Annotated in this window: 11 protein-coding genes and 1 pseudogene; 9 read left to right on the forward strand and 3 right to left on the reverse strand. The window is 49.2% G+C overall.

Annotated features, from left to right (window positions below):
* Positions 1 to 14 precede the first annotated feature (14 nt).
* The gene (locus BZJ21_RS03505; RefSeq protein WP_021023094.1) at positions 15 to 773 is read left to right on the forward strand and encodes an MlaA family lipoprotein; all 759 of its coding nucleotides are present in this window, start codon (positions 15 to 17) and stop codon (positions 771 to 773) included.
* Between the two features lie 111 nt (positions 774 to 884).
* Here BZJ21_RS03505 and BZJ21_RS03510 read toward each other — a convergent pair whose 3' ends face one another.
* The gene (locus tag BZJ21_RS03510; protein ID WP_077669132.1) at positions 885 to 2,207 is read right to left on the reverse strand and encodes an outer membrane protein transport protein; all 1,323 of its coding nucleotides are present in this window, start codon (positions 2,205 to 2,207) and stop codon (positions 885 to 887) included.
* A 700-nt stretch (positions 2,208 to 2,907) separates the two neighbouring features.
* Between BZJ21_RS03510 and fadI the strand changes: the two genes are divergently transcribed.
* Positions 2,908 to 4,218 carry an acetyl-CoA C-acyltransferase FadI gene (fadI, locus tag BZJ21_RS03515; protein WP_077460329.1) on the forward strand — a complete coding sequence of 437 codons (1,311 nt, stop codon included), beginning with the start codon at positions 2,908 to 2,910 and terminating at the stop codon, positions 4,216 to 4,218.
* The gene (gene fadJ, locus BZJ21_RS03520) at positions 4,218 to 6,356 is read left to right on the forward strand and encodes a fatty acid oxidation complex subunit alpha FadJ (RefSeq protein WP_077669133.1); all 2,139 of its coding nucleotides are present in this window, start codon (positions 4,218 to 4,220) and stop codon (positions 6,354 to 6,356) included. The genes fadI and fadJ overlap by 1 nt, the downstream gene beginning before the upstream one ends.
* A gap of 85 nt (positions 6,357 to 6,441) precedes the next feature.
* On the opposite strand, the gene BZJ21_RS03525 is transcribed toward fadJ, so the two are convergent.
* On the reverse strand, positions 6,442 to 9,219 hold the full coding sequence (locus tag BZJ21_RS03525) for an insulinase family protein (protein ID WP_174566333.1): 2,778 nt from the start codon (positions 9,217 to 9,219) through the stop codon (positions 6,442 to 6,444).
* 142 nt (positions 9,220 to 9,361) lie between these two features.
* On the opposite strand from BZJ21_RS03525, the gene sixA reads away from it, so the two are divergent.
* Positions 9,362 to 9,847 (forward strand): phosphohistidine phosphatase SixA, encoded by a 486-nt coding sequence (sixA, locus tag BZJ21_RS03530; protein ID WP_077646327.1) that lies wholly within the window; start codon positions 9,362 to 9,364, stop codon positions 9,845 to 9,847.
* On the opposite strand, the gene smrB is transcribed toward sixA, so the two are convergent.
* Positions 9,844 to 10,374, reverse strand: coding sequence for an endonuclease SmrB (smrB, locus tag BZJ21_RS03535; protein WP_021023101.1), 531 nt, complete (start codon positions 10,372 to 10,374; stop codon positions 9,844 to 9,846). The genes sixA and smrB overlap by 4 nt on opposite strands.
* Positions 10,375 to 10,495: 121 nt before the next feature.
* On the opposite strand from smrB, the gene prmB reads away from it, so the two are divergent.
* From prmB to BZJ21_RS03560, 5 genes and pseudogenes are all read left to right on the forward strand, one after another.
* Positions 10,496 to 11,428 (forward strand): 50S ribosomal protein L3 N(5)-glutamine methyltransferase, encoded by a 933-nt coding sequence (gene prmB, locus BZJ21_RS03540; protein WP_077660688.1) that lies wholly within the window; start codon positions 10,496 to 10,498, stop codon positions 11,426 to 11,428.
* A 161-nt stretch (positions 11,429 to 11,589) separates the two neighbouring features.
* A complete protein-coding gene (gene aroC / locus BZJ21_RS03545) occupies positions 11,590 to 12,651 on the forward strand; it encodes a chorismate synthase (RefSeq protein ID WP_021023103.1) in 1,062 nt (353 codons plus the stop codon).
* A 97-nt stretch (positions 12,652 to 12,748) separates the two neighbouring features.
* Positions 12,749 to 12,925: pseudogene (locus BZJ21_RS03550) on the forward strand (elongation factor P hydroxylase); the annotation flags it as partial.
* A gap of 76 nt (positions 12,926 to 13,001) precedes the next feature.
* Positions 13,002 to 14,429 (forward strand): site-specific integrase, encoded by a 1,428-nt coding sequence (locus BZJ21_RS03555; protein ID WP_077669135.1) that lies wholly within the window; start codon positions 13,002 to 13,004, stop codon positions 14,427 to 14,429.
* A complete protein-coding gene (locus BZJ21_RS03560) occupies positions 14,422 to 15,339 on the forward strand; it encodes a hypothetical protein (RefSeq protein WP_077669136.1) in 918 nt (305 codons plus the stop codon). The genes BZJ21_RS03555 and BZJ21_RS03560 overlap by 8 nt, the downstream gene beginning before the upstream one ends.
* The last annotated feature ends 76 nt before the right edge of the window (positions 15,340 to 15,415 follow it).

Consider the following 15,415-nt stretch of genomic DNA (forward strand, 5'->3'; position numbering starts at 1 on the left):
AGGAATCCCATTTGATGTGGAAACGTCTGTGTTTAATGGCGCTTATATTAGGTCTTGTCGCAGGGTGTGCGTCACGCCCACCGGGTGCCGAGCCGCACCCCGATGATCCATTAGAAGGATTTAACCGTGCGATGTGGACGGTAAATTACGATTACCTTGATCCCTATGTAGCGCGTCCGGTTTCGATCGCCTACGTCGATTATGTGCCGAGCCCAATGCGCACCGGGATTTCCAATTTTTTGGGTAACCTAGAAGAGCCAGCCAGTTTTTTAAATAGCGTGCTGATGCTAGAAGGCGAAAAAGCGGTCACCCATTTTAACCGCTTTTGGATTAACACCTTGTTTGGCTTGGGTGGCTTAATTGATATCGCCTCTGCAGCCGATATTCAGCAATACGACCAACGTGAGTTTGGCGATGCGATGGGGCACTATGATGTCGGTACGGGCGCCTATATTATGCTGCCGGGTTATGGTCCCACGTCGGTCAGAGAAGGCGCCGGCGAAGTGGTCGATGGCTTATACCCGCCACTGGCATTACTGACGTTGCCGCAGTCGGCGTTAAAGTGGATGTTTGATGGCATGGAATCACGAGCGGCCTTGGTATCGCAAGAGTCACAGCTGGACAACTCGCCAGACCCTTATGCGTTTGCGCGTGAGGCTTATCTACAAAATCGTCGCTATCGTGCCAAAGGGGATGAGGCGTTAGAGCAACAACCGGCCTTGAATGATGAGTTTCTCGATGACTTTATCGATGATATCGACGCTGCACCGTAAGTTAACGTGAGCTCGTTGAGGACAAGCGTGATCAAAAAAACACCACGGCGACACCGTGGTGTTTTTATTTAATCACTCGTATCGACTGGCGAGCGGTCATTGGTCTAGCACTTAAAAACGATAGCTGGCCTGCACGCCGACTAACCACACATTACCGGTGGTTTCGCCTTCAAATTTACCAAAGTTAGCCTCTGCGTTTTTCTCTGACTCAGAGTTGATGCCATCACGCGCTTCTTTTACCGAGGCATCTTTGGCAAAGACATAGGTAAAGGCTGCGTCTAGGGTGAGCTGTGGCGTCATCTCATAGCCAGCACCCAGGCTTAACCAGGTACGATCGGTTTCTGGGATGGTCAAGGTACGGTTTTGATCACTGACTGCCGAGGTGTCATAGGCAATGCCTGAGCGCAGTGTTAGCTGTTGATCCCACTGATACGTGGTGCCGATCGCAAAGCGGTAGTTATCTTCCCAATTTTCGACTTTTACTTCTTGCGTACCATTAAGGTAAGGAATATCCGCTTCTAATTTGTCAAAGCTGCTCCACTCGGTCCAGTTAAGGCTGGTGTGTATCGCCCACTGCTCAGTCAGCTGATGAAGGGATGATAGCTCAGCCGTCGCGGGTAGGGTGAGATCCATGCTACCGTCATAGGTCGAATTTGGTTGCTTCGGTATCTTTCCTGCAACTTGATCAAAGCTTAGTCCTTCTGCATGCCCTTCAAGTGTTAGATCAACTTCGGAGCGATAATTGATGCCAACACGGTGCTTGTCATTGATGTCGTACACGGCACCGAGCTGCCACCCCCAAGCACGGTCATCGCCTTCCATATATTTTAAAGTCGATCCTGCGGGAATGGGCTGGATAGATCCCGTTGTGTTAGCTTGTGCCCCAATACTGCCTTCCCCCAGCACATAACGGATACCGGCGCCAATACGCAACTGGTCGGTGGCCTTCCAGGCAAGGTTTGGGTTGATTTCAAAAGTAGTGACTGCCGCTTCGTTACCAAACTGGGTGCCGGTAAAGTCGTTGCCTAAATCGGTTTCCATGCCAAAGTTGGTGGCCAGCGCGATGCCCGCGGTCAAGCGGTCGTCGAGTTGATGCGAAAAGTAAAAGTTAGGGATCACGGCATCATGGGCGACATCATCGGTTGATGTCGCCGTCTTTTTGCCTGAAGTGTTTGTATTCGTGCCATCAATATCGACATTGGGGTTCACGTAGATGCCACCCGCTGATACCTGGGTGTCCGCCAAATAGCTGAGCAGGGCAGGGTTGCGAAATTGCGCACTGGCGTTATCGGCCATTGCGGCTTCACCGGCAAAGGCACGGCCAAGGCCGGTTGCTGAGGTTTCTGCTAACTGAAAACCCGCGCTGTGGGCGGTGGTGGAAAGCGAGCCGAGTGCGGTGGCAACGGCGAGATAAACGATCTTATTATTTTTCATCTGCTTACTTGTTCGCGGTTTAAAGGGAGGCCTAGAGTAAAAGCTCGTGCGCGCAAATCAATTTAGCGCTGCCAAAATGGATTAAAATAAAATAATAATTTGTAATTTTTTATTTTTTAGTTGAATAATCTAATAAATTGATGGGATTCGCATCAGGTGAAAGGAAACTCAGCGAACAGCTGTAACGAAAGAGAGGGGGTCGGGTTGGCGTCGAGTCATGCAGGATAAACCTTTTTTATCGATGCGTCCGTCTATAGACCGAGTGATTTGTCATTTAATTTCAGCTTAGGTGAAAAATCGGCACAAGTTTGATCTGTTTCAATATTGAATCCCTGCAAATCGGTAAAGTTAACCCTGTCGTTATCGGCCATGTGTCGACACTCGTGAGGTTGAGTGAACGGCGTTTCCTTTTTGAATGATATGACTTTCTGTTCGGATCTGGGTGCGGGAAAAGCACTGCACACTTCCCAGATTATCGTTTTGCTTTCCAATCTTTTTTGGGGCTCACGCTAGCGTGTAGCCCCTTTTTTTATGCCGTAGTTTCTTTTCAATCTGCTGTTATTAAATCACTCTCGGTACAGGGTACACGGAACTGTGCGCTTGTTGGCAATCTTACCAATCAATTAAAACGGGTGTTTTAAGCTAGTAACAATTTGGTTACAATCCTGGTCAGACCTGTAGAACATCCTAAGGAGCAGTGATGACGTCTCAGCAACATCTTAAAACCGGCAATGGCGATCGTATTGCCATTGTGTCTGGGCTGCGTACGCCATTTGCGCGCCAATCAACCGCTTTCACTGATGTGCCAGCGGTTGATTTGGGCAAAATGGTGGTACAAGAACTGCTGAACCGCAGCAGTATTTCCCCAAAAGACATTGATCAAGTGGTGTTTGGGCAGGTAGTGCAAATGCCTGAAGCCCCCAACATTGCGCGAGAAATTGTATTGGGTACGGGGATGGACATTCACACCGATGCCTACAGTGTCACCCGTGCCTGTGCGACCAGCTTTCAAGCCGTCGCCAATGTGGCAGAAAGCATGATTGCAGGCAATATCCAAGTGGGAATTGCCGGGGGCGCGGATTCGTCATCGGTCTTGCCGATTGGCGTAAGCAAAAAGCTCGCCCGTACCTTGTTAGATTTAAGCAAAGCGAAAACCATGAGTCAGCGCTTAAAGCTGCTCAGTAAGCTATCGGTTAAAGATTTAGCCCCTGTACCACCGGCCGTCGCCGAATACTCAACCGGCCTCAGCATGGGGCAGACCGCTGAGCAAATGGCGAAGTCACATCAAATTTCACGGGGCGATCAAGACGCACTCGCACTTCGTTCTCATCAGCTTGCCAGTAAAGCGTGGGATGAAGGCTTGCTCAGTGATGAAGTCATGACGGCGTATCCTGAGCCATACAAAGCGTGGATTGGACAAGATAATAACTTGCGTCCCCATTCCACCCTGGAAGATTATGCCAAATTACGCCCTGCATTTGACCGTAAACATGGCTCTGTGACCGCGGCAAACAGTACGCCGCTCACTGATGGTGCGGCGGCAGTACTAATGATGCCAGAAAGCCGTGCTAAAGCGCTTGGACTCGAGGTCTTAGGCTATATACGCTCTTATGCGTTTTCGGCGATTGGTGTGCAAAAAGACATGCTGATGGGGCCTTCGTATGCGACCCCGATGGCGTTAGATCGTGCGGGGATCACGTTGGCGGATCTGACCTTGATTGATATGCACGAAGCGTTTGCCGCGCAAACCCTATCGAATGTGAAAATGTTTGCCTCTGACACCTTTGCCCGAGAGCACCTCAATCGTGATCGCGCTATCGGTGAAATTGATATGGACAAATTCAACGTGCTGGGCGGCTCGCTTGCTTACGGCCATCCCTTTGCTGCTACAGGCGCGCGCATGATCACTCAAACACTGCGTGAGCTGAAACGTCGTGGTGGAGGATTAGCGCTTAACACCGCGTGCGCGGCTGGTGGGCTAGGTGCTGCAATGATCTTGGAGGCAGAATAATGACAACCGATAATACACAAGCCTTTACGCTAACGATTGCTGATAATCACATTGCTTGGCTGACCATTGATGTGCCTGGCGAGAGCATGAACACCTTGCAAGCGAGTTTTGTCGAGGGCGTTTCAGCGGTGCTGGATCAACTCGAGGGCAATCAATCGATTGAAGGACTGGTGATTCACTCTGGCAAACCGGACAACTTTGTCGCAGGCGCTGACGTGCGCATGCTAGAGGCGTGTGAAAGTGCCGAACAAGCGAGTGAGATAGCGGGACAAGGGCAAGCCTTATTCTCACGCATTGAAAAACTGCCTTTTCATGTGGTGGCTGCGATTCATGGTCCTTGTTTAGGCGGTGGGTTAGAGTTAGCTCTTGCCTGTCACAGTCGGGTTGCTACTGATTGGGATAAAACGCGACTGGGCTTGCCGGAGGTGCAACTTGGTCTGCTCCCCGGATCGGGCGGTACGCAGCGTTTACCGCGCTTAATAGGCGTCCCGGATGCATTGGACATGATGCTAACCGGTAAGCAGCTTCGGGCGAAGAAAGCGAAAAAACTCGGCGTGATTGATGATTGTGTTCCGAATACGGTTCTACTTGATGTCGCCGAAGCGTTGGCGCAAAAGTCCAAGCCGAAACGGAGCCGGACATGGCAAAGCTGGATGTTAAGCGGAAATTCGGTAGGGCGTAACCTCGTCTTTGATCAAGCGGGTAAAAAAGCGCGTGCCAAAACGCGGGGTAATTATCCGGCAGCGGATGCTATCTTAGCGGTGGTCAAAAAAGGCCTAGATAAAGGACTAAAAACAGGTTTCGCGGAAGAAGCTCGACAGTTTGGCGAGCTGGTGATGACGCCTGAATCAAAGTCATTACGCAGTCTCTTCTTTGCAACGACCGCGATGAAAAAAGAAAATGGCGCGGACGCTGAGCCAGGTCAGGTTGAACGAGTCGGTGTTCTCGGTGGTGGCTTGATGGGGGCGGGCATCGCCCATGTCTCCGTTGCCAAAGCCGGTTACCCCGTGCGAGTGAAAGATGTCAGTGAAGACGGCATTTTAAACGCGCTTCGCTACAGTTACGCGTTGCTCAACAAAAAGCGGAAGCGTAAACAAATCAGCAAGGCTGAGTTGCAAGCGACCATGATGCAACTGTCTGGTGACACACAAGCCACGACCTTGTCGAATGCTGACGTGGTGGTTGAAGCGGTGTTTGAAGATTTATCGCTAAAACACCGCATGGTGCAAGAGATGGAGTCGATAACAAGTAAAGACGCTATTTTTGCCACCAATACCTCTTCACTGCCTATCCACCAAATTGCCGAAGGCAGCCAGCGGCCAGAGAAGGTTGTTGGCTTGCATTACTTCAGCCCGGTGGAAAAAATGCCTTTAGTCGAGGTAATTCCGCACCAAGGGACCAGTGATAAGACGATATCTACCGTGGTCGAGCTTGCTCGCAAACAGGGGAAAACACCGATTGTGGTGGGGGATAGCGCTGGATTCTATGTGAACCGGATTCTTGCCCCGTACATGAACGAGGCGGCGCGTGTGTTATTGGCTGGCGAAACGATTGAACATATCGATAATGCATTGCTCGACTTTGGTTTCCCGGTCGGTCCTATTACGTTGCTTGACGAAGTGGGTATTGATATTGGGGCTAAAATTGCGCCAATTCTCACCCAGGAGCTGGGTAAGCGCTTTGAAGCGCCAGATGTCTTTGATGTGCTGTTAAATGATGACCGTAAAGGGCGTAAAACCGGTAAAGGCTTTTATCGCTACGATGCCAGTAAAAAAGGCAGCAAAGGTAAGCAGGTTGATAAAAAGATCTATAGCTTATTGAACATTAAACTCAATGCGAGTTTGTCGGGTCATGAAGTGGCCCAGCGTTGCGCGCTAATGATGCTGAATGAGGCGGCACGTTGCCTCGACGAGGGCGTCATTCGCTCGGCACGAGATGGCGATATTGGTGCGATCTTTGGCATTGGCTTCCCGCCATTTTTGGGCGGACCGTTCCGCTACATGGATCATATTGGTATCGAACGTGTGGTGAGCTTGCTCCAAGCGCATCAAAATCGTTACGGTGAACGGTTTGCGCCTTGTGAACGCCTGTTGGCAATGGCGAAAGAAGGCGATGTCTTCTATCCCGATACCGAATAAGCGCGTCGCTTAAAAAAGAGCGAGCGCCAAGCAAAAAAACAGGGCCACAAAGCGCGGCCCTGTTTTTTTATATTTTAACGGTAGGTTAGTCTTCACTGCGCCGACACTGTGCACGGAAAGCCTCAATATCGGTAATAGGGTGAGCGCCGTCTAAGGTGGCATCGTCTTGGTGGTCAATGCCACAGCTGTGCATCACAAGTCTATCGGCGGTTCTTGGTTTTAAGGTATTGACCACAAAGCGTACCATATCAGCGCGTGTGAGCTCAGCCATGGCGTCGGCCACTTGCTCGCGACGTTGATAGTGATAATCTTTGTTGCCAATACTGATCCAGTAACGTTGCGCGCGCGCGCGTAAATTGTTATCTGGCTCTCGCACCTGGGCGAGTAGGCTCTGTTTGCTGCTCTGCCAACGCGATTCGCTCATCTCCAAGAGCACCATAAAAAACGCATTCAAAAAATCGTCAATCGCCCCCATTAATAACTCAGGGCCTGCCAACGGCGATTGCACGTAAAAAATCAATCCAGGGTGACGATTGAGGGGTAAATTGTTCGCGCCAACCATATAACCAAGTTGTTGTTTAGTCCGTAATTCGTTAAAAAAAGCGGACGACATGAGATGGTTCGCGAGGGTATAGGTCGCCACCGCCTCCGGGTCGGTAGATGCGCTTTGATAATACACCAAGAGCGCGGACTCTGCGTGTCCAAGAGTGCGCTCATAACTGACGGTGCCCACACCGTCGAGCAAGGTCAGCGGTCGCACCGATTCTTGATAGGCTTGCCCTTCTACGCGTAGCGCATCTTTAACGGTGTTGGCCAGTGCTTGCGTATGGTTAAGGTGCCAATTGCCATAGACAAACATATCGACATGGAGGGTGGCGAGCATGGCCTCGACAAACTCAGGTAGATCGCGCAATGTCACCGTCTCTAATGCACTTAAAAGGGCATGATATGGTGGGTTATTGGGTTGCAATAAGCCGGTCATACTGTTGTAAAGCTGACTGAGTGGTTTATTTTTCTCGGCATTTTCCCAGCTTCGTTTTAGCTGCGCTTTAATCGTTTCAAAGCGTTCGGGATTAAAACTGCGCTGAGAAAATCGCTGTAAAATCAGCTTGAGTAATAAAGGTTGCTTATCGTTAAAGCCACTGAGGGTTAAGGTCACGCCGCCTTGGTGCGCATACAAATTGTAATTCATGCCCGCAATTTCGGCCTGATACGCTTGCTCATTCAATGCTTCTAATAACATCTCAACGCTAAGCCGGGTCATGACAATATTTTTAACCGTCGCGACCGCATGTGGGCTATCAATGGCAATATAGACATGCCCTTTCGGCACGCGGAAGTGTGGCTCTTGGCCATGCCAGAGACGAAAGCCTGGCAACGTCTCGATTAAGTGCGGGGTGTCACTTTGGTCGGGCTCAACGGGGAGCGGGTGCAGTGCATCGGCAATATAGGGGTTTGGATCCGGTAGGGCGAGCGCTGGCGATATCGAGTCTGTTTTCCATTGTGCGATTTGCTTAGCAGAAAACCGTTTGATGGAATAAGGCGTTTGATACCATTCTGCTTGCTGATCATGGCTAAAGCCTTTTGCCACCAGCATCACTCGAACGTTATCGACGCTCATATGCTGCAACATGGTTTGAATTTGAGTGTGATCGAAGCCGGCCATCATATAATCTCCATACAAGAGATCGGCCGGTGCGTAATGGTGCATATTCATGACCAACTGACTCACGGTATCAATAGGGCGAAGTGCGTCTTGATAGTGAAAAGCTAACTCTTGCACTTGCCGCTTTTCCTGATAGCGCCAAGCTTGGACACCGTTCTGTCGAATCAATGCGATCGCTTCAAAAACATGGGTGATGATATCGTCGATGTGGCTTAAGCCCAATTCGGTGAGCGCAAAGCCAAGTGTAAACTCGCGAAAGTCTCGCCCACTGATCCCGCCGCCTGCTGAGAGTGTGTTGATATAGCCTTTATTTTTTAATAATGACATCAGGCTACCCGGGCCTTCATAACCGAGCAGATGGGCAATGTAAGATAAAGGCTTGGTACGATATTGATCAGGGCTTTCTGGCACGGAGAAAGCGAGGGTGAGTTTGCGCACCTCTTTAAGCGGCGCAATGGTGACCCATTGATGGCGCTCGGCCTTGGTCACTAGCGGTGCGTCAACGGTAAGCACGGGATAATCATGATTAGCAATCGCGGCAAAATATTGCTGGGCCAGCGCCTCAAGGTCATCGAGCGATTGTGGTCCGGTGAGCGCAACCGTCATCAAATTCGCGCTGTAATTGGCGTGATAAAATGCGATCAAATCATCGCGCACTGATTGATCCGGACGGTCAGCCAATGTTTCTACACTACCGACGGAGAATTTGGCGAACGGATGCTGAGGATTAATGGTTTCTTTGTGAACTTGATAGATACGTCGCACATCATCATTGAGCTTCATGCGATATTCAGCGTCAACTGATTGACGTTCTTTATCCACGGCATCTGCGTCGAAACGCGGTGAAATAAAGAAAGCGCTGAAGCGATCTAAGGCGGGGGCGAACTGATTGGGACGAATATCGAAAAAGAAGGTGGTATTTTCTGTCCCCGTCCAGGCGTTGTTATGGCCACCATGTTGGCTGATAAATCGCTGAAAATCGCCAATCACTGGGTAAGACTCAGTGCCTAAAAATAGCATGTGCTCGAGAAAGTGAGCGAGCCCTTGTCGGTCTACCGGATCATGAAAGTGTCCCACATTGACCGACAAGGCCGCGGCGCTGCGATGCGCCTGTGGATCGTTGATCAGTAAAACACGCAATGCATTAGGCAGCGTGATATAACGGTAGTGTTTGTTGTCGTTTGGGCTGACGTACACAAGCAACTCACTTTTAAAGTAAATAAGTTAAGGTTAAGTATGACTACCACTGACCAGAGTCGCAAACCACTTATTTGGTCTTTGGTGTTTTACCTTGGTAGCATGCAGCAAATCTCAGTATAGAAGTGTGGGTATTAACGCGATGAAATTGATCATAATGCGTCATGGCGAAGCACAAGCTTTCGCGGCCAGTGATAGTGAACGCGGATTGACCGCGCATGGCGAGCAACAAAGCCAACAAATGGCAACCTGGCTCCAGCAGCAGCTTAACGGGCAGGCCATTGATAAAGTACTCGTCAGTCCGTATTTACGCGCGCAACAGACATGGCAAGCATGTGCGCCTCTATTGCCTGCCGCTGGCGAAGTACTCACTGAAGAGGGTATTACGCCGTATGGAAACAGCGATCAGGTCCATACGTATCTAAGCGCGATGATAGAGGTAGATAATCCCGGTGTGATTTTGTTGATCTCACATTTACCGCTGGTTGGCTACTTGACCAATGAATGGATAAAAGAGGGCCAACCGCCAATGTTTGCCACCTCGGCAATGGCGATCATTGACGTTGACACAGCGACGCAACAGGCGTCACTGGCTACCCTGATGTCGCCACGTCAGCTCGGACGCTAACGCTCAGGCACTTCGATTAATACCAAGAGGGCAGCATCGCCACCAAACTCGCGTGGCGCTTGATGAAACGCCATCACGCTGGGATGCTGGGCGAGCCAGAGGGGGATTTTTTCTTTGAGGATGCCTTTACCAATACCGTGCATCACGCTGGCACAGCCGGTCCCCTCTTTGACGCACTCGGCGAGCATCGCCCCGAGCTCTCGCTTTGCCTCGGTTTGGGTCATGCCATGTAAATCTAAATAGATATCGGGCACATAGACGCCACGACGAAGCCGTTTGACTTCGTACTTAGAGACGTCTTGCCGCGCATAGTGCATGGGCCCTGACTCCGTTAAAAGTGGCTCAAACTGATCGGAGAAATAAAAGGCATGGTCGCTACTTTGCCGCTCAAACTGGCGTTGTTTACGTGGTTTGCTCATCTGGCGTTGTGGCGGGTTTATGGTATCCTGCTCCAACTTTTTTGCGCCTTTGACGGCATCACGGAATAGTGCTAACTCCTCTTCCGTCATCGATGGTTTTTTGCTCATAAAAAAACTGTCTCCGAGGTAATAGGCTCATTGTACAATCAGCCAGCTCAAAATGCTGCTTATTGTACTGACCTAGCGTCAAAGGGCGACCCCAAATTGCATGAAGCCGATGGAGGCCAATGTGGATACGATTTTTACTGAAGAAGTGGTCAGTGAGTTACATACGCTGCAAGACATGCTGCGCTGGACAGTCAGTCGTTTCAATGCGGCAGGGTTATTTTACGGCCATGGCACTGACAATGCTTGGGATGAAGCGGTTCAGCTGGTACTCCCGACCTTATATCTTCCTATTGATGTCCCGTCTGAAACCCGTTTTTCTCGCCTAACAACCAGTGAAAAGCATCGTATTGTTGAGCGTGTGATTGCGCGTATTAACGATAAAACGCCGGTCGCGTATTTGACCAATAAGGCCTATTTCTGTGGTTTAGAGTTCTTTGTCGACGAACGGGTATTGGTGCCTCGCTCTCCGATAGGTGAGCTCATCCAACAAGAGTTTGCCGGTATTTTGCCGCATGCACCGAACCGAATAATGGATCTGTGTACCGGCAGTGGCTGTATCGCGATTGCCTGTGCTTACGCCTTCCCCAATGCCGAGATAGACGCGGTTGATATTTCCACCGATGCGCTCGATGTTGCCGAAATCAATATTCAGGATCACGGCTTGGAAGAGCAAGTGATCCCAATCCGTTCCGATTTGCTTAAAGAAGTGCCACAAGACAAATACGATTTAATTGTGAGCAACCCGCCTTATGTCGATGCAGAAGACATGGACGACTTACCGGATGAGTTCCGTCATGAGCCAGAGCTGGGCCTCGCCGCGGGGACGGATGGATTGAAGTTGGTGCGTCGAATGCTTGCCAATGCGCCGGATTATCTTAGCGAAGACGGTGTGTTGATCTGTGAAGTGGGCAACTCCATGGTGCATATGCAAGAGCAGTATGGTCATTTGCCCTTGCATTGGCTTGAATTCGAGCAGGGAGGCCATGGTGTCTTTATGATTACGCGTCGCGATTTAGTCGCCTGTGCCGATGAATTTGCCCTTTATCGCGATTAATGCGTGCCTTTGCTCGTGTTACTTAGCCAGCCCTTGTGCTGGCTTTTTTCTATTTAGGGGGCGAGTCAGCGGATTTTTTTGCGTCTTTGGTTGCTTTATGGTTAATTGCTAACAAAGTATGCAAAAACACAACAATGCCCATCAGGCAAACAGAGGAAGGCATGGCAGGCAATACGATTGGACAAATTTTTCGCGTCACCACCTTTGGAGAAAGTCATGGCGTGGCGTTGGGCGCTATTATTGATGGCTGCCCACCGGGGTTAGCGCTGACGGAAGCAGACATGCAACAGGATCTGGATCGTCGCCGGCCGGGCACGTCTAAGTACACCACGCAGCGCCGTGAGCCCGATGCGGTCAAAATTCTCTCTGGTGTGTTTGAGGGCCAAACCACCGGTACATCGATTGGGTTGATGATTGAAAACACGGATCAACGCTCAAAAGATTATTCCAAAATCAAAGATGTGTTTCGTCCAGGCCATGCTGATTTCACCTATCACCATAAATATGGCGTCCGTGATTATCGTGGCGGCGGTCGTTCGTCGGCGCGTGAGACAGCCATGCGCGTGGCAGCCGGTGCGGTGGCTAAAAAGTACCTTGCGCAAGAGCACGGCATTCAAGTGCGCGCTTATCTGGCGCAAATGGGCGAGGTCACCATCGATACCGTCGACTGGGCGCAAGTTGAGCAAAACCCTTTCTTTTGCCCAGATGTGAATAAACTTGAGGAATTGGATGCGCTGATCCGTCAACTGAAAAAAGACGGAGATTCAATCGGTGCCAAGCTCACCGTGGTGGCAGAAAACCTTCCTGTCGGCCTTGGCGAGCCGGTGTTTGACCGTTTAGATGCCGATATTGCCCATGCATTGATGGGGATTAACGCGGTGAAAGGGGTCGAAATCGGAGATGGGTTTGATGTAGTGAATCAGCGTGGCAGTGAGCATCGTGATGAAATCCACCCGGACGGGTTTGCCTCGAACCATGCGGGAGGCATTCTTGGCGGTATCTCTTCAGGACAGCCACTGGTCGCGCACTTGGCATTAAAGCCCACATCTAGCATCACCGTGCCGGGTAAGAGTATTGATGTTCATGGTGACGCTGCCGATGTGGTGACCCGAGGCCGTCATGATCCTTGTGTGGGGATCCGTGCGGTGCCGATTGCCGAAGCCATGGTGGCAATCGTACTGATGGACCATTTGCTCCGTCATCGTGGGCAAGTTGGCCGTTAAAAGCCGGCCCGCCAATTCACACACGCTTCATGTATCTTGTTATTTGTTGACGCTCCCCCCGTCATTCGTTGGCGGGGCATGTTTGTAACTTTCCCCTATGACTCATAACTATCACGATTTAATTCAACTGTTTAACCAAACCTTTCTCGCGACTTTTAACACCGAGCTGTTACTGGGCGGCGATGAGCCTATTTATCTGCCGGCGAATTCAAATCACCCGCATCACCGCGTGATCTTTGCGCGTGGTTTTTTTGCCTCAGCGCTACACGAAATCCACGCATCTCTTTAAAGGTTGACATACTAAGAACCTCATGTTCGTATGATGTACATCCTAAGGGGATTCAATAGGTATGAAAGCCACCCTCAATGATCTTTTTGAATCAACAGCGAGAGTTATCCATTTAAGCCACTTCCATAAGGGGCGATTGATGTGGAAAGAGGGGGACGCGGTAGACGAATATGAATATCGCTTTTCCCACATAGAAGGCAGTGGTTATTTTCCAAAGATGCCAGTCATCCTTCAATCAAATGGACTACCCTGGGATATTGGCAATGCCTATCTGTTGGGCCAGTTAGAAAAGCCAAGCCTTTCTAATATGAGAACGCTCACAGCAAGAGCAACTCACTTAAAGTACTATCTCCAGTACCTAGAAGACACAGGGCAGCATTTTCTAGATCTTCCTAAACTTTACTACGAACGTGCACCACAAAAATTCAGGGTGTTCATGAGTCAAGTTTTGGATAACCACGATTTTAGTGCCGAAAGCATTAATAACGTACTTTCTACGGTTGCTCACTTCTATAAAAACATCCGGTATGAATCTCTGGTGCCGGAAGAGAGTTTAGAAAATAAGCCATTCACCCCGATAAGAAAGTCGATAATGATCACCAATCGGGTAGGTTTAGTTCGAAGTACTCAGGTCATTACGAATGACCTTAGGATCAAGAGCAGCAGACATCAAAACTCTCCACTAGGGAAACTAAGAGACGGGGGGAGTTTGCGTCCTTTAACCCCGGGAGAGCAGAAGATTATTTTTGATGGATTTAGAAAAAATTACGCCTCGATAGAATTGGAATTAATGATTCGAGTCGCACTTGAAACAGGAGCTAGGCAGCAAACCGTATGTACATTAAGTATCGGCTGTATCAAGAAAGCTTATAGTGAATTAGAAGCTACTCCGTCGATGACTCATGTTGTTATAAATGGAGGTCAGCGCTACAAGGCTGATACGAAGGGTAGCAGATTAAATAGGCTGATTTTTAGGCGTGAGATAATTCATGATTTGATGGCCTATATCGACTGTGAGCGTGCAGAAGACCGCAGACTTCTTGATAATAGTTTTTATGGTGATACAGACGATAACTATGTATTTTTAACCCGAGATGGAAATCCTTACTATACAGCTCAACGGGAGATACTGGATCGCCAGGATCCTAACGCGGCCTGGAATATTAAAGCGCCTATGATGGTGCCTAAGAACGGTCAGTCTCTCAGGAATGAGTTGGGTCGGTTTATTTCTCGCATCCAGAAAACCGAACCAGACTTTAAAGTCTTCACTTTTCATGATCTCAGGGCGACGATGGGTATGAATATCGTGAGATCTATGAGAGCAAACGGTTATCCTGATTCAAAAATCTTTGATCATGTTAGGCAGCGTTTAAATCACAGCAATTTTAAAACGACTGAAGGGTACCTCAACTTCGACTCCGAGCTTTCCGAGTTTTATGACATACAAGAAGCTTTTGGCGAGATGATGTGTGGTTACGATTATGAGTAACTCTATCGCCAGTCGCCCTTTAATTGAAATTACCCCTAAGAAGTTGCCCCAAGTGTATGCTCCTCAAACGGTAGTGATAAGAGGAATCCGGTCAGATGGTATGCAATTTAAAGTGGATATTGGCAGAGTGTGTTATCTGGATCGCGCCCTGGATTCAGAGCGCTACCTGAGTGGTAAACACTATATTCCCAGCTCGGTTAATACCAAATCTTTATCGTCAGAAAGAGTAGGGTGGCTACGAAACTATTTGTATACCGCATTTAACAAAGGATGGCGCGATGAAACGCTTCGGCAAAACCTGCATAGCTTGCGGTACTTCTTTTCCTTTTGTGACTTTGACGGAGGCTTGAAGCCAACCACATTAGATGGGTTGGTAAGCGAGTATAAACGCTATCAAAACATACTTGACCAAAGGGGGCGTGTGAGTGGTCATTCATCTCTAAAACCATCGTCAATTTTAAAACGCTTAAATACTGCGCGAAGCTTTATCCAGTGGGCATTTCAGCTATCGAACAATGAGATTCTTGCTCTTATACCGAAACAACGTAGCCGGCAGTCTAATGCAGTAAACGAGGACAGATCTGTAAGCCTTCAGGATGGGCAGGACTACTTACGTGCGTGTGCTGTTTATTTCAATCAATTTGCTGACTCTATCTTAGATAATCAATATCCCATCCCGGTTAGCCCTCCGCATGATGAGCGTGAACACCTATATTGGCATTCAAACTTAGGGACTTCTTTGGTAAGTTTGTCAAGTTGCTTTACCAAAGAGGGAGACCCTCTGCCGTTTCATGAAATAAAAGATGTTCTGGCAAAAAACTTTAAAAGCAAATCATCGGAGAAATCCGAATTTTATGATAGAGCGCTTGTTGGTAATAGAAATGAATCCGAGTTTCCGCACCTAATTTAGGAATAAACCGCTTCGTATAACTGGCCCAACAATTTCAGTAATCGTCGTTGATGCTCTCGTACACCGGTTATGAAGC

It is taken from the genome of Salinivibrio costicola subsp. alcaliphilus, assembly GCF_001996185.1.
Classification (GTDB): Bacteria; Pseudomonadota; Gammaproteobacteria; order Enterobacterales; family Vibrionaceae; genus Salinivibrio; species Salinivibrio costicola.